The sequence below is a fragment of the Leisingera sp. ABM4_103 genome (genome assembly GCF_056158685.1).
In genome coordinates this window covers 1,778,608-1,796,546 of the sequence record NZ_JBSWTU010000005.1, presented here as the reverse complement: position 1 = coordinate 1,796,546, position 17,939 = coordinate 1,778,608, and the positions used below count along the sequence as shown (strand labels likewise).

The window sequence follows — 17,939 nt, the reverse complement described above, 5'->3', positions numbered from 1 at the left end:
CAGCGATCCGATGAGCAAATCCAGGTACACGCAGCTTGCCGACCTGCTTTCCAAAGCTATCCGGGAAGGCAAACTGGCGCCCGGCTCCAGGCTGCCGACGCACCGGGCCTTTGCCGAGGCATCCGGGGTCGCCCTGGCCACCGCGACGCGCGTCTACAAGGAGCTTGAGCACAGGGGGCTGGTCACCGGCGAGGCAGGACGCGGGACATTTGTGCGGGACCCCGGCCTGCCAATGACGCTTGGCGTTCACCAGACCGCGGCCGAAGGCGTCACAGACCTCGTGTTCAACATGCCGGGGGAGGCTGCCGACGCCGCCATGCTGCGCACCGGGCTGCGGCGTCTGGCAGCGGCGGGTGATCTGGAAGCGATGCTGCGCTACCAGCCCCACGGCGGACGGATGCATGAGCGGCGTATCATTGCCGGACATCTTTCTCCGCTTCACGGCCCAATCAGCCCGGAACAACTGCTGGTCACGTCAGGCAGCCAGCACGGCCTGGCCGCCGTCTGCCTGGGGCTGTTCGGGCACGGCGACGCCATTGCCGCCGATGCCCTCACCTACCCCGGTTTCAAATCCGCCGCAGCCCTTCGCAGCCTTGAGCTGGTGCCGGTCAGCGCGCCGCAGGGTGTCATGGACCCGGAGGACCTGGACCGGCAATGCGGCCTGCGCAAGATCCGCGCAGTCTATCTGATGCCGACGGTCCAAAGCCCGCTCGGGGCGGTCATGGATGAGCCAACCCGCCACCGCCTGCTCGCCGTTGCCCAGCGCCACAATCTCCTCATCATCGAAGATGCCGCCTATGCGTTTCTGGAGCCTGACCCGCCGCCAAGCTTTCTGGCGCTTGCACCGGACAGGACCGTGTACATCGGCGGGTTTTCCAAAAACCTCGCGACGGGGCTGCGGCTGGGGTATGTGATCGCACCGCCCGCACACACCGCACCGCTGCTGGAGGTGATACGCGCCACGACCTGGAACGCCCCGGCGCTGATTTCCGCACTGGTGACCGGCTGGATCGAAGATGGCACGCTGAAGCAGTCCGAAGAAAACCGCAGGCGCGACGGGGCAGAGCGCCAAGCCATTTGCCGGCGCGTCTTCGCAGACCTGCCCCTTGTTTCGCACCGCAACGCGGGCTTTGCCTGGCTGCCGCTTGAAAAGGGCGCGCGCGCCCAGCCCATCGTGACACGGCTGAAGGAACAGCAAATCTCCGTCTCCGGCGCCGAACCGTTTGCAACCGCCGCAGCGGCACCGCAGGCCCTGCGGCTGGCCTTCGGCGGCGTGTCCAAGTCGGACCTGGAAGGTATCCTGCAAACGGTGCGGGAGGCGGTGCGCACCCAAGCCCCGGCTGGCTGACGGCCGCCGCCTGCCATCTTGGCCAAGGTGCTTTACGTTAAGCCCGCGCCGGTCCTGCGGGCCTCTCCAATCCGAAAAACTTGCTTTGAATGGCCCGCAATGGCAGCATAAAAAACGGAACGCGCGTGGACAGCGAAACCGGATTCGCACGTCACAGGGACGGCCGCGCCTCTTCCTTGTTTCAGGTTAACGATAGCGGGCGCAGCCCCGGCGGCGCCGGGAGTGCATGGTTATGACCCCGTTTTCACGTGTCTACTACTTCGGCGACAGTCTGACTGACGAAGGCAATGCAGTGGACCTTCTGGCCTCGGTGATCGAGCCGGTCATTCTGGCCGGTCTGATCCTTGACTTTGGCGGTTTCCCGTCGCCGGAGGAACTGGACGCCCTGCGCGCCCAGGCCAAGATCGAGGCCAGGCAGACTGTGATCGGCAGCTATGACGAAATCGGCCCCGAGGGCGCCGTGACCAATGCGCTGACCCATGCCAGCTATGCCGCCGCTCTGGGCGGGTTTGAGGCTGTGAATTACGCCTTCGCAACGGCCACGGCATTGGGTGACGGTTTCCTTGCAGACATGATAGACCTCGAAGCCCAGATATCGGATTTCGCGGAAGATGCCTCCGGTGGCGTGCCGGCGGAATCGGCTGCGTTCCTGCTGATCGGGGGAAATGATTTCATCAGCCTGCTGGGCACGGTCCAGGATCAGCAGATCACCACCCAGGCCGAATTTCTGGCCTTGGCGACGCCGGTGATGGAAGGCCTGATCGCACAGATAACCGCCGCGGCAAACACCCTCAGCGCCACGGGAGTCGGGACAGTGTTCCTGGCAACCCAGCCGCGGGCAGGTTTTTACCCGGAATTCGACACGCTCTCCCCTCTGTACACCGGCTTTGCCGATCTCCTCATCGACACCTACAACGGCATGATTGCCGCCAGTATTTCCGATCTGCGCGATGCAGGGACCGACGCCCGGGCGGTTGACCTCTTTGCGGTCTCGGAGGCCCTTACCGAGGACCCGGCAGGCTTCGGGATTCTTGCGGAGCGGACGGATTTCCTGATCGACGGCAGCGCCTTTGACAGCGATCAGGTACTGGCGTGGGACGGGATCCACCCGGCTGAGACCGCGCATCAGCTCTGGGGCGCCTACAGCGAATTTGTCATGGGCGGCGGCAGGACCGCGCTGCTGGACGGCGGCGCAACAGACAAGTGGTGGGGAGCCAAGGCCAACGCAATCTTTGCGCTCGGCGGTGATGACACCATCAAGGCCGGCGGCGGCAGCGATGCCGTGATCGGCGGCACCGGAAACGATGTCATCCAGGGCAACAGGGGCAGCGACGTTCTTCTTGGCGGCAGCGGCGACGACACCGTGAAAGGCAACCGCGACGACGACATCATCAGCGGCGGAGACGGCAATGACGAGCTGCGCGGCGGTGCAGGCGATGATGTGATCGCGGACGGCAGGGGCATCGATCTGGTCTTTGGCGGCAGGGGCGACGACACCTTCGTTTTCACCGAAGCCGCACTGGCCGACGGCGGCCCTTCGGCCGGCACTTTCCGGGGCGGATCGGGATCGGACACGCTCTACCTTGTGCTGGATGAAGCAAACTATGCGGCCTTCGCGTCCGGTGATACGGACGGTGTTCTGGCCGGCCTCGGCATCGCCGTTTTCGGTGTCGAGTTTATCCGCGCCATTGACGGCCGCGGCAGCATTGCTGCGGAGCTTGGCGGTTTTGACTGGTTCGCGGCGGCCGATAGCTGGGGAGCGGTCTCAGCCCCGCTGCCGGATAACGCGCTGCTGGTTTGACTGCGCATCCGGGGCGGGTTGTCAAGCGGGCGGCGCGGCATTCGGGCTGTTCCGCTTGCCCGAAACAACGGCCAGGCGGTCAAGCGTACAATCGCTGCCCGGATTGCTGTTCAGCGCCGAGATCAGACGCGACAGTTCTTTGTCTTCGGCGAACTGCGCCTTAGGAATGTCGGCAAACTGGTTTTGCCCGCCGCTGCGCTTGAGGTACACCACCAGTTCCTGCGCCACCTGAAACGCGACGGCCGATCCGTGATCCCGGCGAAGGATTTCCAGAGCCAGGTCAAAGCCCGACGAGGTAAAAACCGGAGTCTCAATGCGGTAGAGCTCACCCTGCTTTGCCACTGGCCGAACGGAGGCGCGAGCGGAAATGCTGGACAGAGGAAAAAAGAAAGGGTCTGCCTCAAATGGCAGAACATTTTCATCGGGCAGGTGAGGAAGTGGCGGACCGAGGAGGATTCGAACCCCCGACCCCTTAATTCGTAGTCAAGTACTCTATCCAGCTGAGCTATCGGTCCACTGCGGCGGGGTTTAATCCTAGCACCGGGGAGTCGCAACCCCCAAAACAAAAATAGTTTCATCCGCCTGTCATATTTCCGCCCGCCCCCGGCAGCACGTCAGATCGTGCCGTCGCCCTTGGGCAGGCAGATCTCAAAGACTGTGCCATCGGGGCCGGTTTCCTTGAGCACCACAGTGCCGCCGTGGCCGCGGGTCAGCTCGCCGGCGATGGCCAGCCCCAGCCCGGTGCCGCCCTTGCGGGTGCCGCCCTGGAACGGGGTGAACAGGTTGTCCTGCGCCTTCTTCGGCAGGCCGGGGCCGGTATCCGCGACCGTGATGTACCAGGCACCTTCGGTCTCGCGGGCGGCCACCGATATCGTGCCCGCCTGCCCGGTTGCGGCGATCGCCTGCCGGGCGTTGCGCACCAGGTTCATGATAATGCGGAACAGCTGCTCCGGATCCGCGCGCAGCATCATCGGGGCGGGCACGGTGTTGATGATCTCGACCTTGGCGCTGTCGGCCGCCAACAGCTCGCTTTCGGCGATGTCCCCCACGATTTCATGCAGGCAAACGACCGCAAAGGTGGGCGACGGCTCTTCTGCCCGGCCAAAGGCCAGTGTGCCCTCGCACAGCGACACTGCGCGGGTGATCGAATTCACCAGCTTCGGCGCCAGGCGGCGCACCAGCGGGTCCTCGCTGCGCTCGATCCGGTCGGTGAACAGCTGCGCGGAGGTCAGGATATTGCGCAGATCATGGCTCACCTTGGCCACCGCGCCGCCCAGCTGCGCCAGCCGCTCCCGCTGCTTCAGCGCGTGGGTCAGCTCGGTCTGCAGCTGCATCAGCGCCTCCTCCGCCTCGCGCAGCTCCACCACGCCGGAGCTGGGATGGATGATGCCGCGCACATCTTCAGGCGCTGCCGCATAGCGCTGCATATAGCCCACCACGCTCTTGATCGGCTTCACCAGCACGATCCGCACCGCAACAAACAGCAGCAGCGCGGTGAAAATGGAGATCACCGCCGACAGAATCAGGATCCGCACCCCGTAATCCAGCATCGCCTGGCGCAAGGGCGCGGTTTCCATGGTGACCTCGATCAGCAGGCCCGCGTCGCGCACCGGCGCGCCGATCACCCGGATAATCTCATTCTCCGGCCGGGCCAGCCGCAGCACCGCGTCCTTGATCAGCGTCAGCGCGCCCGCCATGCGCAGGTCATAAGTGCCGGTGATCTGCTGCGGGATCGGCGAAGCCAGCATCAGCTGGCGGATCTCATCGCGGCGCAGCACCACGTTGTAGACGCCCGCGTTCTCCAAGAGTTCCGCTTCCAGCTCGGTCTCCAGCATGTCATCCGCCAGTAGCGCAAGCGAGGCGATCTGCGCCCGCTCCAGCCGGTCCGACAGGTAATCCAGGCGGAACCGGGCGATCGACGGGACAAAGATCAGCACCTCGGCCAGCATCACGAAGACCGTGGTCAGGACCAGAAATCTGCCCGAAAGCGTGTTGAGCATCCCGCCGCCCTTACCTCATGGAATCCAGCGCTGAACCAGGCGCACCGCGCGTTTCACCAAATTGCTTTCAAAAAGCCGCGGTGAAAAATACGCACCCGCCGCCCGTTTATTGATCTCGCCAAAGGAGGGATAAGGCGCGACCATTGCTGCAATTTGGCTCATTTTCAGGCGGTTGGCCAGTGCCAGGGACCACAGGCTGATCAGCTCCCCGGCCTGATGACCGGCGATGGTGGCACCAACCGGGCGCCCGCCGAAGACCATCACCTTGATAAAGCCCTTGGTCTTGCGTTCGGCGATGGCGCGGTCGTTGTGCTCATAGTCGAAACGCACCACCTCCAGCTTCACACCATAGCGCTCGCGCGCCTGGGTTTCGGTCAGCCCGACCTGTGCCAGTTCCGGGTCAGTATAGGTCGCCCACGGGATATGGCCGGTCTTCACTTTCGACGGCAGCCCGAACAGCGCCGAGCGGATGATGACGCTGGCGTGGTAGCCCGCCACATGGGTGAACTGCATCCCTCCGGCCACGTCACCAATGGCATAAACCTTCTTGTTGGTGGTCAGCAGGCTCTCGTCCACCTTGATGCCGTTGCCCCGGGTCTCGATCCCGGCGGCCTCCAGGTTCAGCCGCTCGGTGTTGGCCTTGCGCCCCACCGCCATCAGCAGATGTGTGCCCTTGAAGCGGCTGCCGTCCCTGGTCTCGACCTCGATCGCACCCGCCTGGCCGCCGATGCGGGAGACCATGGCGCCTTCGGCAATCTCCACCCCCTCGGCGCGCAAGCTGTCCAGCACCAGCGCGGCAGCTTCCGGGTCATCCTTGCCCAGCGCCTTGAACCCTTCAATCACCGTGACCTTGCAGCCCAGCCGCACATGCGCCTGCGCCATTTCCATGCCGATCGGCCCGCCGCCGATGATCAGCAGATGCTCCGGTTTTTCGCGCAGATCGAACAGCGTCTCATTGGTCTCATAAGGCACCTTGTCCAGCCCGGGAATGGGCGGCACCAGAGGCGAGGACCCGGTGGCGATCACGATCCGCCGCGCCGTGATGCGATACGGCCCGGCCACCACCTCCGAGGGGGAGACGAAATGGCCGAATTCGCGGATCACCCGCACGCCCAGACCCTCGAACCGCTCCTGGCTGTCCACCGGCGCGATGGTTCCGATGACCTGATGCACATGATCCTTGGCAGCGGCATAGTCCGGCTGCGGGCGCTGATCCGCCACGCCGAAATCCGCGGTATGCGCCTGGCCATAGGCGGCCTTGGCACTGGCCAGCAGCGCCTTGGAGGGCACACAGCCATAGTTCAGGCAGTCGCCACCCATCTTGTGGCCTTCCAGCAGCACCACATCGGCGCCCATCTGGCTGGCGCCTGCCGCCACCGACAAGCCCCCCGAGCCAGCGCCGATCACCAGCAGGTCGCATTCGATACGGGTCATGTTCAGCTATCCTTGTTTCTGCGGCCGCGGATATTGCCGCGGACGGCTTTGACCAGGATCGGCATCGCCGCCAGCACACACAGCCCCAGGATCGGCCCGATCACATGCGGCTCCCACAGCAGGCTCAAGTCCGGGTCCTCGCCGCGGTCAAAGACGGAACCGACCCCGACCCCGATCCAGGTAAAGACGATGGCGCCGGGGATGATGCCCACCGCGGTGGTCCACAGGAAGTTGCCAAACTTCACACCCACCAGCGCGGGCAGCAGGTTGGCGACAAAAAACGGCACCGCCGGCACCAGCCGCAACAGCAGCAAAACCTCGATCTCGTTCTCCCGCAGGGCCTGTTTCAGCATCTGCACCCGGCCCTCAGCCGCTTCCATCTTGGCGGTCAGCCAGGTCCCCAGCCCCCAGCGCGCCGCCAGAAAGATGCCCGCCGCGCCGATGGTCGCCGCGATCACGTTGAACGCGGTCCCGGTGGCCAGCCCGAACAGGAACCCGCCGGTGACCGAGGCCACCGCCGCACCGGGCAGCGAAAACACCACCATCAGAATGTAGATGCCAATGAACAGTGCGGCGAGCCCCAGGTAATTCTGATCCCGGAACGCCATCAGCGCCTCGCGGTTGTCGCGCAGCGTGTCGAACGTCAGGTAATCCCTCAGCGTCACCGCCCCGATCAGGGCCACAGCCACCACCGCGATCAGCGGCAGATGGCGGGCCAGGCCGGGCTTGGAACCAGCTTGCGGCTCGGTATTCGGGGTCTCGGTCATATCGCTCATCGGTCCGTGTTTGCTGCAGGGTTTGTTGCTACGTGTTAAATGGCCCCGGTGCGAGGGTAAGCAGCCCCGCTTCACAGGTGCTTGAACACGCCCCCCCGATTCCGTGAGCTTTGTGGCAGAATCACCGGCCCCATGTTACAGCCGCCCTGTCCGGACCGGCCGTTCCGGGGCAGTTTTTGGCAGAAATGTTGCATATTGCCCGGAAAAGGCGGCCTGCGGGGTTTGACTTGGCCGTCATTCCCTCCTAAAGACCGGGCTTCGAGATAGACCCCGGGCGGGCAATTCCGCGCCGTACCCGTAGACATAATGTGGAGACCGGAGCGATGAAACGCACCTATCAGCCTTCGAACCTGGTTCGCAAACGCCGCCACGGCTTCCGTGCGCGCATGGCCACCAAAGCAGGCCGCAAGATCCTGAACGCACGCCGCGCCCGCGGCCGCAAAGAACTGAGCGCATAAGCTCAGTTCACGTTCTGACGGACATGACACCGCCGGAGGCCCCCAAGGACGGCAACGCTGCCCGCGGGGACTCGCCTCCGGCGGTGTCCGTTTGCGCATCGGATGCGCCCAAGCTTGAGGTCATGGCCAAGCGCCGTGATTTCCTCGCCTGCGCCCGCCCCCCTGCCCGCAAGCAGGGCACCAAGGGCATGATGGTGCAGGGCCGCAACCGCCAGGATGACGGCGGCATCCGCATGGGCTTCACCTGCTCCAAGAAAGTCGGCAACGCAGTCGCCCGCAACCGCGCCAAGCGCCGCCTGCGCGAGGCCGCGCGGATGATTCTGCCCGCGTACGGCCGCCCCGGCTGGGATTACGTGCTGATCGGCCGCGCGAATGAGACCGCCCAGCGCCCGTTCGAGGAGCTGAAGCAGGATCTGATCTACGCACTGAAGAAGATCCACGGCCAGTAACGCACGCAGGCCCCTCGCCTTGCTGAGCCATTCTTGTCCGGCCGCCAGGCCGGACAGCGCCCGGCCCTCCCCACGGGAGGGCGCTTCCGCCCCCTCCCAGGCTCGGGCGCTGTCATCATTGCCTTACTGCCTGACTACCCCTATCTATCCGCAATGACCCCGCTGGCCCATCTCTTCGCCCTGCCCGTGCGTGCCTACCGGCTGCTGTTCAGCCCCTGGGTCGGCTTCAACTGCCGCTACCAGCCCACCTGTTCCGCCTACGCACTGGAATCGCTGGAAAAACACGGCGCCATCAGGGGCGCCTGGCTCACCATCCGCCGCATCGGCCGCTGCCACCCCTTTGGCGGCGACGGCTATGACCCGGTGCCGGACAGGAAAGACTAGGCTCACTTCTTCCGGTTCAGCCCGCGCGCGATGGTGTCGATGATCATCCACATCAGGATGATGAACGGCAGGAAGGCCATCATCGGATCGCCCGCCGCCTTCCCGGCCTTGGCCGCCTTCAGCAGGGTGCCGACACCCTTGGGCGGCTGGCTGATATAGCTCTCCAGCTCGCGTGAAGCCTTGACCAGAATGCCGTAATCCTTGTCCGGCTTCTTCTGCATCAGCTTCAGCGCACCGGCGAGCCGCCCCAGCACGTTGTTCAGCTCATTCACCACGCTGTCGAGCCAGGTCACGCCGTCCTGCACGTCCAAAGGCAAATCGCCAAAGAACGGCGCGTTCTGAAGCTTGGTGACCTGCGACTGTTTCTTCATGAAGGCAGTGACCTTCTGCGCCGCAGCCTTGCCCTTGGCGGGCGTCATTGCCCCCTTCTCGAACTGCTTGACCACACCGCGCAGCTCTTTCTCCAGCCCTTTCAGGCCGGTCTCCGCCTCGCCCACGGCCTTGCGGACAATCCGTGCCTCCTTGCTGTCTTCGCTCATCAAATGCCCTCACTGATCAAATCGCTTTACCGCTCCAGCTTAGCGCGCCTTGCCGCCGGCCCCTAGCGCTGCACAGCTTTTTTCCTTGGCAAAAGCGCCCGCCTCGGCTAGGGCGCGCGCATGCTTGATGATGATCTGGACGAAATCCATCCGCTGTTTGCCGGCGCGCCTGCGACCACTGAGTTCAAGAAGCTCAGGAAGCGCATCGTGCGCTATGCGCGTGAAGCCATCGACCAATACGGCATGGTGGAGCGCCGCGAAGACGGCAGCACGCCGAAATGGCTGGTCTGCCTGTCGGGCGGCAAGGACAGCTATACCCTGCTGGCGGTTCTGTATGAGCTGAAATGGCGCGGCCTCTTGCCGGTGGATCTCTTGGCCTGCAACCTGGACCAGGGCCAGCCCGGCTTCCCGGCCACGGTGCTGCCGGAATTCCTGGAAAAGATGGGCGTGCCGCACCGGATCGAATATCAGGACACCTACAGCATCGTGGTCGACAAGGTGCCGCAGGGGCGCACATATTGTGCGCTGTGTTCGCGCCTGCGCCGCGGCAACCTCTACCGCATCGCGCGCGAGGAAGGCTGCTCAGCAGTGGTGCTGGGCCACCACCGCGACGACATCCTGGAAACCTTCTTCATGAACCTGTTCCACGGCGGCCGCCTTGCGACAATGCCGCCCAAGCTGGTGAACGAGGAGGGCGACCTGTTCGTGTTCCGCCCGCTGGCCCATGTGGCAGAGGCTGATTGCGAGAAATTCGCCCGGTCCATGAACTACCCGATCATCCCCTGCGATCTCTGCGGCAGCCAAGACGGGCTGCAGCGCCAGCAGGTGAAACAGATTCTCGATCAATGGGAATCAAACTCGCCAGGACGGCGCCAGGTGATGTTCCGGGCGCTGATGAATGCGCGCCCGTCGCACCTTCTGGACCCGAAACTGTTCGATTTCGCCGGTCTGGAGCTGAAGAATTCCGGTGCTGACGAGGAAAAACCTGGAATTCCCAAGCTGCGTTAACTCCCGGGTTAGAACAGCACCTTAGTCTCAGGCCGGAACGACTGGCTGCAGACGAAGGGTCTGAGAATGACAAATACGGGTTCAGGTCTCCTGGCACGGCTCCGGCAAACCCTTGCCCCCGCACTTTTCGGGCCGCCCGTGCTCGCTTTCCTGCCCGCGCTGACGCTGGCCACCTACTGGCTCGGCGGCGAGGCGGCGCTGCTGTCTGTGGCGCTTGGCCTGCCGGTGCTGATCGCAGCAACCGGCGGCTTCAGCAAGCTGGGCGGCCGCGGCCTCCCCCGCGACAGCATCACCGGCATGCTGCTGCGCGATGGGTTCGAAGCCGAGACTGACCGGGTTTACGGCGAATGCGCCGAATCCGATTTGCGCTCAGCCGTCTTCATCGTGGAACTGGACGACTATAAAGAACTTGCCGACCGGCACGGCCAGGAAGCCGGCGACCGGATCATGCAGCACTGCGGCGCGCAGATCGCCTCGGCCCTGCGCCAGAACGACACCGTCGCCCGGATCGGCGACAGCCGGTTTGCCGTCTGCCTGGCGCCGACCCTGCAGCTGGACCTGGAACTGTGCATACAGCTGGCGGGCCGGATGCAATCCGCCACGGAAGAGCCGGTGCCGCTGGACGGCACCACGGTCTACATGACCTCGTCCATCGGCTTCTGCCAGCGCAACCGTGCCCCCGGCACGACCAGCACCGAATGGACCGGTGCCGCCATCGCCGCCCTGGCGGAGGCGCAAAGCAACGGCCCCGGCGGCGTCCGCGCGTTTTCGGCGGATATGTCGGGCCGCGGCAAGTCCCGCACCAGCCTGCGCGACGAAGCCGCGGCGGCGCTGGAATCCGGCCAGATCCAGGCATGGTTCCAGCCGCAGATCTGCACCGACACCGGCCGGGTTTCGGGGTTTGAGGCGCTGGCGCGCTGGTCGCACCCGGTACAGGGGCTGATCCCGCCGTCCACCTTCCTGCCTGCGCTGGAGGAGGCCGGGCTGATGGACCGGCTCAGCCAGGTTATGCTCTATAACGCTCTGGTGGCGGTCAAGGCCTGGGACGCGGCCGGTGTGGATGTGCCCTGCGTCGGCGTCAACTTCGCCACCCAGGAGCTGCGCAACCCCGGGCTAGCCGGCCGCATCAAATGGGAGCTGGAGCGGTTTGAACTGCCCGCCGACCGCCTGTGCGTCGAGATCCTGGAAACCGTGATGACCGATCAGCCCGATGACGTGGTCACCCGCAACATCCTCGCCCTCAGCGCACTGGGCTGCCACATCGACCTCGATGACTTCGGCACCGGCCATGCCTCCATTGCCGCGGTGCGCCGGTTCAACATCTCCCGCATCAAGATCGACCGGTCCTTTGTGATGAAGGCGGATCAGGACCCGGAACAGCAGAAACTGATCTCGGCCATCCTCACGATGGCAGAACGGCTGGATCTGGAAACCCTGGCGGAGGGGGTGGAAACCGCGGGCGAGCACGCGCTGCTGGCGCAGCTGGGCTGCGGCCATGTGCAGGGCTTTGGTATCGGCCGCCCGATGCCGTTCGACCAGACCCTGGACTGGATCACCGCCCACGAGGCCAAATTGCAGGATACCCCCGTGATCGGCCGTCAGACCCCCTGACCCGCTGCATTCCTCGCAGTTTATGCCGCGCCGGGACGCTCTGCCGCCCCGGCGCGGCCTGATTCTGCTTGACCTTTGGGGTCCACCTCTGTTGAACCCCTCCTGTCCTTCCCAATTCGAGGTGGCAGTCCCCAATGGACGATCAGAACAAAAATCTAATTCTCGCAACCGTACTCAGCTTTCTGGTGATCCTCGGGTGGTACACGTTCTTCCCGCCCCCGGAGCCGGAGCAGGCGCCGGAAACCGCGATCAGCGAAACCGCCCCCGCAGGCGATACCGCACTGGCGCCCAGCGCCGCGGCTGAAGCCGTGGACGGCAGCGCCCCGGAACAGGCCGAAGCCCCCCAGGCCGCGCGCCTGGCCATCGACACGCCGCGGGTGACCGGCAGCATCTCGCTGCAGGGCGGCCGGATCGACGATCTGTCGCTGAAGGACTACCGCGAGACGCTGGACGAGAATTCCCCGATCGTCAAACTGCTGAAGCCCGTCGGCGAACAGCAGGCCTATTATGCGCTCTATGGCTGGGCCCCGGGCGCTGGCCTGTCGCTGGATGAGGTGCCGGGCGCGAACACCATCTGGAGCGCCGAGGCAGATGCCACCCTGACCCCGGACAGCCCCGTCACCCTGACCTGGGACAACGGCAAGGGCCTGACCTTCAGCCGCACCATCTCGGTCGACGAGGATTACATGTTCTCGGTCACCCAGTCGGTTGCCAACGCCTCCGGCGGCACCGTCTCGCTGGCGCCCTACGGCACCCTGGCCCGTCACGGCCAGCCTGCGGATCTGAAGAACTTCTTCATCCTGCACGAGGGCCTGGTCGGCATGTCCGACGGCGAGCTGGCCGAGATCGACTATGACGACATGGCCGATTTCGAGGCCGATCCGCGCGACGGCTCCAAGGCTGAAGTCCGCCAGGTCGCGGAGAACGGATGGATCGGCTTCACCGACCACTACTGGATGTCGACCCTGATCCCCGAGCCGGGCCAGGCCTTCCGCTCGATCGCCAAATTCGACGAGCGCCGCGAGATCTACCAGACCGACATCGTGCTGCCGACCGTGACCGTCGCCGACGGCCAGTCGTCCGAAGTGACCACCCAGCTGTTCGCCGGCGCCAAGGAATGGGACGCCATCCGCGGCTACCAGTCGGAAGGCATCGAAGGCTTCCTGGACGTGATCGACTGGGGCTGGTTCTTCTTCCTGACCAAGCCGATGTTCTGGCTGCTGCACAATCTGAACGTCCTGATCGGCAACATGGGCTGGGCGATCATCGGCCTGACCGTGGTGATCAAGGTCCTGGTATTCCCGCTGGCCTATAAGTCCTATGCCTCTATGGCGAAGATGAAAGAGCTTCAGCCGGAGATGGAGAAGCTCAAAGAGCGCGCTGGCGACGACCGCCAGAAGATGCAAAAGGAGATGATGGAGCTCTACAAGCGGGAGAAGGTGAACCCCGCCGCGGGCTGCCTGCCGATCCTGATCCAGATCCCGATCTTCTTCTCGCTCTACAAGGTGATTTTCGTCACCCTGGAACTGCGCCACGCACCGTTCTTCGGCCCGTTCCAGGACCTCAGCGCGCCGGATCCGACCTCGATCATGAACCTGTTCGGCCTGCTGCCGTTTGCGGCACCGGCCCCGGAAAGCATCCTGGCGCTGATCTTCATCGGCATCCTGCCGATCCTGCTGGGTGTATCGATGTGGCTGCAGCAAAAGCTGAACCCGGCGCCCACCGACCCGACCCAGCAGATGATCTTTGCCTGGATGCCCTGGGTGTTCATGTTCATGCTCGGCGGCTTTGCCTCCGGCCTGGTGGTCTACTGGATTGCCAACAACACGATCACCTTCACCCAGCAGTATCTGATCATGCGCAGCCACGGCTATTCGCCGGATGTGTTCGGCAACATCAAGTCGAGCTTCAAGAAGAAGCCGAAGGCTGAGAAGGAATGACCTTTGAGGTCACAGAAATCTGGCGCCACCCGCTCAAATCCCACGGGCGGGAGGCACTAGAGGCAGTAACCGTGAGCGCCGGGCAGACCATGCCCGGCGACCGCGTTTGGGCGGTCGCGCATGAGGCATCCAAGGCAGATGGCTCCGAATGGGTGCCGTGCCAGAACTTTACCCGCGGCTCCAAGGCGCCGCAGCTGATGGCCATCAACGCAAAGCTGGACGATGCCAACGGACAACTGACGCTGAGCCACCCGGACCGCCCCGATCTGACCTTTGACCCGGAGGACCCTGAGGACCTGCCGTGTTTCCTGGACTGGGAAAAGCCGCTGCTGCCCGCGAACCGGGCCTGCTTCTCCCATATCGTCCGGGTGCCGGGCCGCGGCCTGACCGACAGCGATTTCCCGTCGATCACCCTGTGCAACCGGGCCTCCCACCACGCGGTGGAGCAGGCCATCGGCCACGAACTGTCGCCGCTGCGCTGGCGCGGCAACATCTGGTTCGACCTGGGAGAGGCCTGGGCCGAAAACGACTGGCTGGGCCGCGAGGTACAGATCGGCGCGGCGGTCTTTGCGGTGCGCGAGCGCGTGGTGCGCTGCCTGGCGACCACTGCCAATCCCGAAACCGGCGAACGCGACGCCGATACGCTCAAGACCCTCAAGGACAATTGGGGCCACCAGGATTTCTCAGTCTACGCCGAGGTGGTGCGCGGCGGAGAAATCCGCCTGGGCGACGCGGTAAAGGTGCTGTGATGCAAATGCAATTTTCCCTGGCCGAAGCGCCGGACGACATTTCCGCCGAGAAGGGCCGCAAGCTGTTTGCGGGCGAGACCGAGTTCCTCAAGGGCGTGGTGGCGATGAACGGCCTGCCGGATGCCGACCGGGTAGAGGTCTGCTTTGCCGGCCGGTCCAACGTCGGCAAGTCGAGCCTGATTAACGCGCTCACGGGCACCAAAGGCATCGCGCGCGCCTCCAACACGCCCGGCCGCACGCAGGAGATCAACTTCTTCACCCAAGGCCCCGACCTCTATCTGGTCGACCTGCCCGGCTACGGCTATGCCAACGCGCCGCTGAAGGTGGTGGAGCAATGGCAGAAGCTGCTGAAACGCTATCTGTCAGGCCGCCAGAACCTGCGCCGCGCCTTTGTGCTGATCGACAGCCGCCACGGCGTGAAGGCGGTGGATGACGAGATCATGAAGCTCCTGGACAGCTCTGCCGTCACCTTCCAATGCGTGATGACCAAGGCCGACAAGGTAAAGGAGAAGGACCGCGCCAAAGTGCTGGAGCAGGTCAAGGGCGCGCTGGCCAAACACCCCGCCGCCTACCCCGAGATCGTGCTGACCTCGTCCGAGAAGGGCGATGGCATCGCCACTCTGCGCTCCATCATCGCCGGGCTGTAACCGACGTGCTCAGCCGCCTGCCCTCCCTGCTGGTTGTGATTGCCCTGGCCGTGGCCGGGCTGATTCCGACCGGCTGGATGCCGGGCACGGCGCAGGACGGCAAGGTGCTGCTGGTGATCTGTACCGGCCATGGCCCGGTGGAAACCTGGGTCGACCTGGATGACGGCGAACCCCATGCGCCCGCTGAGCAGATGGAGGACCGCAGCTGCCCCTTTGCCGGTCTTGGCGCGGTTGCACTGCTCCCCGGCACTCTGATCGACCTGAACCTGGACACGCCTCTCAGTGACCGCTGGTCGCGCGAGGCCTTCACCCACCATACCGCCGGCTTCCACTGGCGTTATGACGCCCGCGGCCCGCCCGCACTCTCCTGATTTTCTGAACACACCTGACATTTACGCCGGCGCCCCGCGCGCCCGGCCCTGTTCCGATATGGAGAGACCCAATGGCGACCAGCCAACCGCATTTCGCGGGCCAATCGCGCCCGCTTTCTGAGAAATTCTACTTCGCCGTCTGGCGCTGGCACTTCTATGCCGGCCTGTTTGTGATCCCCTTTCTGATCATGCTTGCAGTGACCGGGCTGATGATGATGTTCATCACCCAGGTGGACGGCCGCGACGGCGAGAAGGTCACCGTCACCCAAGGCGCTGCCGAGCTGAGCATCCCTGCGCAGGAGGCCGCCGTTCTGGCCGCCCAGCCCGGCACCATCGCCGAATGGATCGGCCCCAAGGCCCCCGATCTGGCCGCCGTGTTCCGCGTGAAAACCGATGAGGGCCAGCGCTTGGTAGCGCTGGACCAGTACAGCGGCGAGGTGATCGAGGTCTGGGACCGCCGCGCGGGCTGGTACGATCTGGCCGACAACATCCACTCCACCCTGCTGATCGGCGACACCGGCGACCGGCTGATCGAGATCGCCGCGGGCCTGGGCCTCGTTCTGGTGCTGACCGGTCTCTACCTGTGGTGGCCGCGCGGCAATGCCGCCAGCGCCTTTGTCCCGAATTTCCGCGCCAAGGGCCGCGCCCTGTGGAAGAGCCTGCACGCGGTCACTGGCTTCTGGATGTCGGCGCTCTTGGTCATCTTCCTGATCTCCGGCCTGTCGTGGACCGGCATCTGGGGCGGCCGGCTGGTGCAGGCCTGGAGCACCTTCCCGGCAGCGAAATGGGACAACGTGCCCCTGTCGGACGACATTCACGCCAGCATGAACCACGGGTCCACCAACGACGTGCCCTGGGCGCTGGAGCAGACCCCGATGCCCGCCTCCGGCTCTGACGCAGGGATCACCGGTGTGGCCGAAGGTGCGCCCTTGGATGCCGCCAGCCTGATCGCTTTGGGCCGGAGCCTGGGGATGGAGGGCCGCTTCCGCCTCGCCTACCCCGGCGGAGAGACGGGTGTTTGGACCATCAACCGCGACAGCATGAGCGGCGACGGCGACAGCCCCTTCATCGACCGCACGGTGCATGTGGACCAGTACAGCGGCAAGATCCTGGCGGATGTGAAATACGAGGACTACTCCTGGGCGGGCAAGGCGATGGCGGTCAGCGTGCCGTTCCACATGGGCCTGATGGGTACCTGGAGCTTTGTCCTGAACGTGGTGTTCTGCCTGGCGGTGATCTTTGTCTGCGTCTCCGGCCTGGTGATGTGGGTCATGCGCCGCCCCGCAGGCGCCGCCCGCCTGGCCGCCCCGCCGGAACCGGCAGAGATGCCGTTTTGGAAGGGTGCTGCGCTGATTGCCGTGCTGGTGTCGCTGGCCTTCCCGCTCACCGGCCTCGCACTGCTGGCGGTGCTGGCTTTCGACGTGCTGCTGCTGGGCAACCTGCCGGTGCTAAAACGGGCGGTCTCTTGACCGTGCTGAGGCGCAACCTCTGAGAAGGGTAACGCCCGTCCGCCGGGTGGGCGTCCCAAACTTTCGTGTGGCAGTTTATTCCTCAAACCACATCCTCGGCAGCGTAAGCCCGAACCGTCCCAAAACGCCCGCCCGAGGGGGCGGACGGGCGTTGCCCGGCGCGCTACGCGCTTGATTCCGGGCTGGGATCACTTTCTTAAACGTGCTGTGCGCCGTTCACCTCGATCTCCGCGCCGGAGATGTAGGAGCTGCCCTCCGAACACAGGAAATAGATCGCCGCCGCCACTTCCTCGGGCTGGCCGAGCCGCTGCATCGGCAGCTTGGCGACGATCTTTTCAGTGCCGGGCGACAGGATCGAGGTTTCCACCTCCCCCGGCGCAATCGCGTTCACGCGCACCCCCATCGGCCCGAAGTCATGCGCCATCTCCCGCGTCAGCGCCGCCAGCGCCGCCTTGGAGGTGGCATAGGCAGCACCTGCAAAGGGATGTACCCGGCTGCCCGCGATCGAGGTCACATTGACCACGGAGCCCTGCGCCGCCGCCAGTTCCTCCTTGAGGCCCCGGGCCAGCACCACCGAGGCAAAGAAGTTCACGTGGAACACCTTGCCCCAGTCCATCAGGTCGGTGTTCAGGGTATTGAGCCGCTCCCCGTCCGGGCCCTTGGGCGAAATCCCCGCATTGTTGACCAAGGCGTCCAGCCGGCCGTCCAGCAGCTCCTGGATCTGCCCCACCGCGTTGATCGTGTCCGACGGGTCCGACAGGTCCAGCTGCACATGGTTTTCCTGGCCGCCGCCCCAGGGGCATTCCTGCGGGAATGGCTGGCGCGAGCAGGTGATCACCCGCCAGCCCTCGGCATTGAAGCGGCGCACGGTGGCGTGGCCGATGCCGCGGCTGGCGCCGGTCAGCAGCAAAGTCTTCTGGCGCATGGCGCACTCCTTGTGTGAGAATCTGGCCTG

At 64.9% G+C, this 17,939-nt stretch carries 18 protein-coding genes and 1 tRNA gene; 12 read left to right on the top strand and 7 right to left on the bottom strand.

Features of this window, described 5'->3' with window-relative positions:
- The first annotated feature begins 10 nt into the window (after positions 1-10).
- Both ACXAED_RS10360 and ACXAED_RS10355 read left to right on the top strand, forming a co-directional pair.
- A complete protein-coding gene (locus ACXAED_RS10360; protein ID WP_475049384.1) occupies positions 11-1,348 on the top strand; it encodes an aminotransferase-like domain-containing protein in 1,338 nt (445 codons plus the stop codon).
- A 232-nt stretch (positions 1,349-1,580) separates the two neighbouring features.
- Positions 1,581-3,149, top strand: coding sequence for an SGNH/GDSL hydrolase family protein (locus ACXAED_RS10355; protein WP_475049381.1), 1,569 nt, complete (start codon positions 1,581-1,583; stop codon positions 3,147-3,149).
- Positions 3,150-3,170: 21 nt separating this feature from the next.
- Here the strand turns inward: ACXAED_RS10355 and ACXAED_RS10350 are convergent, their stop codons facing one another.
- The 5 genes from ACXAED_RS10350 to ACXAED_RS10330 all read right to left on the bottom strand — a co-directional run bounded on the left by ACXAED_RS10350 (position 3,171) and on the right by ACXAED_RS10330 (position 7,359).
- Complete coding sequence (locus ACXAED_RS10350) at positions 3,171-3,359, bottom strand: hypothetical protein (RefSeq protein WP_475049380.1); 189 nt, start codon at positions 3,357-3,359, stop codon at positions 3,171-3,173.
- 228 nt (positions 3,360-3,587) lie between these two features.
- Positions 3,588-3,664, bottom strand: a tRNA-Arg gene (locus ACXAED_RS10345).
- 99 nt (positions 3,665-3,763) lie between these two features.
- Positions 3,764-5,149 carry a sensor histidine kinase gene (locus ACXAED_RS10340; protein ID WP_475049379.1) on the bottom strand — a complete coding sequence of 462 codons (1,386 nt, stop codon included), beginning with the start codon at positions 5,147-5,149 and terminating at the stop codon, positions 3,764-3,766.
- Positions 5,150-5,164: 15 nt separating this feature from the next.
- Positions 5,165-6,583 (bottom strand): dihydrolipoyl dehydrogenase family protein, encoded by a 1,419-nt coding sequence (locus tag ACXAED_RS10335; RefSeq protein ID WP_475049377.1) that lies wholly within the window; start codon positions 6,581-6,583, stop codon positions 5,165-5,167.
- A 2-nt stretch (positions 6,584-6,585) separates the two neighbouring features.
- Positions 6,586-7,359: a TVP38/TMEM64 family protein gene (locus tag ACXAED_RS10330; RefSeq protein WP_475049375.1), complete on the bottom strand. Its 774-nt coding sequence runs from the start codon at positions 7,357-7,359 to the stop codon at positions 6,586-6,588.
- A gap of 323 nt (positions 7,360-7,682) precedes the next feature.
- Between ACXAED_RS10330 and rpmH the strand changes: the two genes are divergently transcribed.
- From rpmH to yidD, 3 genes are all read left to right on the top strand, one after another.
- Positions 7,683-7,817 (top strand): 50S ribosomal protein L34, encoded by a 135-nt coding sequence (gene rpmH / locus ACXAED_RS10325; RefSeq protein WP_008554144.1) that lies wholly within the window; start codon positions 7,683-7,685, stop codon positions 7,815-7,817.
- Positions 7,818-7,840: 23 nt separating this feature from the next.
- Entirely contained in the window at positions 7,841-8,266 is a 426-nt protein-coding gene (gene rnpA / locus ACXAED_RS10320; protein WP_475049374.1) for a ribonuclease P protein component, read from the top strand.
- Positions 8,267-8,419: 153 nt separating this feature from the next.
- On the top strand, positions 8,420-8,650 hold the full coding sequence (gene yidD, locus ACXAED_RS10315; RefSeq protein ID WP_475049373.1) for a membrane protein insertion efficiency factor YidD: 231 nt from the start codon (positions 8,420-8,422) through the stop codon (positions 8,648-8,650).
- Between the two features lie 2 nt (positions 8,651-8,652).
- Here the strand turns inward: yidD and ACXAED_RS10310 are convergent, their stop codons facing one another.
- A complete protein-coding gene (locus ACXAED_RS10310) occupies positions 8,653-9,189 on the bottom strand; it encodes a hypothetical protein (protein ID WP_475049372.1) in 537 nt (178 codons plus the stop codon).
- Positions 9,190-9,309: 120 nt separating this feature from the next.
- On the opposite strand from ACXAED_RS10310, the gene ttcA reads away from it, so the two are divergent.
- The 7 genes from ttcA to ACXAED_RS10275 all read left to right on the top strand — a co-directional run bounded on the left by ttcA (position 9,310) and on the right by ACXAED_RS10275 (position 16,984).
- The gene (gene ttcA / locus ACXAED_RS10305) at positions 9,310-10,197 is read left to right on the top strand and encodes a tRNA 2-thiocytidine(32) synthetase TtcA (protein WP_475049369.1); all 888 of its coding nucleotides are present in this window, start codon (positions 9,310-9,312) and stop codon (positions 10,195-10,197) included.
- Between the two features lie 66 nt (positions 10,198-10,263).
- Entirely contained in the window at positions 10,264-11,808 is a 1,545-nt protein-coding gene (locus ACXAED_RS10300; protein WP_475049368.1) for a putative bifunctional diguanylate cyclase/phosphodiesterase, read from the top strand.
- 134 nt (positions 11,809-11,942) lie between these two features.
- On the top strand, positions 11,943-13,748 hold the full coding sequence (gene yidC / locus ACXAED_RS10295; RefSeq protein ID WP_475049366.1) for a membrane protein insertase YidC: 1,806 nt from the start codon (positions 11,943-11,945) through the stop codon (positions 13,746-13,748).
- Positions 13,745-14,497 carry an MOSC domain-containing protein gene (locus ACXAED_RS10290; protein WP_475049364.1) on the top strand — a complete coding sequence of 251 codons (753 nt, stop codon included), beginning with the start codon at positions 13,745-13,747 and terminating at the stop codon, positions 14,495-14,497. The genes yidC and ACXAED_RS10290 overlap by 4 nt, the downstream gene beginning before the upstream one ends.
- Entirely contained in the window at positions 14,497-15,144 is a 648-nt protein-coding gene (gene yihA / locus ACXAED_RS10285; RefSeq protein ID WP_039151083.1) for a ribosome biogenesis GTP-binding protein YihA/YsxC, read from the top strand. Before ACXAED_RS10290 ends, yihA begins: the two co-directional genes overlap by 1 nt.
- 5 nt (positions 15,145-15,149) lie before the next feature.
- Entirely contained in the window at positions 15,150-15,515 is a 366-nt protein-coding gene (locus ACXAED_RS10280) for a DUF2946 family protein (RefSeq protein ID WP_475049360.1), read from the top strand.
- Between the two features lie 71 nt (positions 15,516-15,586).
- The gene (locus tag ACXAED_RS10275) at positions 15,587-16,984 is read left to right on the top strand and encodes a PepSY-associated TM helix domain-containing protein (protein WP_475049358.1); all 1,398 of its coding nucleotides are present in this window, start codon (positions 15,587-15,589) and stop codon (positions 16,982-16,984) included.
- Between the two features lie 196 nt (positions 16,985-17,180).
- Here the strand turns inward: ACXAED_RS10275 and ACXAED_RS10270 are convergent, their stop codons facing one another.
- A complete protein-coding gene (locus ACXAED_RS10270; protein WP_027235503.1) occupies positions 17,181-17,909 on the bottom strand; it encodes an SDR family NAD(P)-dependent oxidoreductase in 729 nt (242 codons plus the stop codon).
- Positions 17,910-17,939: the final 30 nt, after the last annotated feature.

Bases quoted from the DNA above. Each gene is read 5' to 3' on its own strand.
- ACXAED_RS10360 (WP_475049384.1), top strand. From the start codon at position 11: ATGAGCAAATCCAGGTACACGCAGCTTGCCGACCTGCTTTCCAAAGCT.
- ACXAED_RS10355 (WP_475049381.1), top strand. From the start codon at position 1,581: ATGACCCCGTTTTCACGTGTCTACTACTTCGGCGACAGTCTGACTGAC.
- ACXAED_RS10340 (WP_475049379.1), bottom strand. From the start codon at position 5,149: ATGCTCAACACGCTTTCGGGCAGATTTCTGGTCCTGACCACGGTCTTC.
- ACXAED_RS10335 (WP_475049377.1), bottom strand. From the start codon at position 6,583: ATGACCCGTATCGAATGCGACCTGCTGGTGATCGGCGCTGGCTCGGGG.
- ACXAED_RS10330 (WP_475049375.1), bottom strand. From the start codon at position 7,359: ATGAGCGATATGACCGAGACCCCGAATACCGAGCCGCAAGCTGGTTCC.
- rpmH (WP_008554144.1), top strand. From the start codon at position 7,683: ATGAAACGCACCTATCAGCCTTCGAACCTGGTTCGCAAACGCCGCCAC.
- rnpA (WP_475049374.1), top strand. From the start codon at position 7,841: ATGACACCGCCGGAGGCCCCCAAGGACGGCAACGCTGCCCGCGGGGAC.
- yidD (WP_475049373.1), top strand. From the start codon at position 8,420: ATGACCCCGCTGGCCCATCTCTTCGCCCTGCCCGTGCGTGCCTACCGG.
- ACXAED_RS10310 (WP_475049372.1), bottom strand. From the start codon at position 9,189: ATGAGCGAAGACAGCAAGGAGGCACGGATTGTCCGCAAGGCCGTGGGC.
- ttcA (WP_475049369.1), top strand. From the start codon at position 9,310: ATGCTTGATGATGATCTGGACGAAATCCATCCGCTGTTTGCCGGCGCG.
- ACXAED_RS10300 (WP_475049368.1), top strand. From the start codon at position 10,264: ATGACAAATACGGGTTCAGGTCTCCTGGCACGGCTCCGGCAAACCCTT.
- yidC (WP_475049366.1), top strand. From the start codon at position 11,943: ATGGACGATCAGAACAAAAATCTAATTCTCGCAACCGTACTCAGCTTT.
- ACXAED_RS10290 (WP_475049364.1), top strand. From the start codon at position 13,745: ATGACCTTTGAGGTCACAGAAATCTGGCGCCACCCGCTCAAATCCCAC.
- yihA (WP_039151083.1), top strand. From the start codon at position 14,497: ATGCAAATGCAATTTTCCCTGGCCGAAGCGCCGGACGACATTTCCGCC.
- ACXAED_RS10275 (WP_475049358.1), top strand. From the start codon at position 15,587: ATGGCGACCAGCCAACCGCATTTCGCGGGCCAATCGCGCCCGCTTTCT.
- ACXAED_RS10270 (WP_027235503.1), bottom strand. From the start codon at position 17,909: ATGCGCCAGAAGACTTTGCTGCTGACCGGCGCCAGCCGCGGCATCGGC.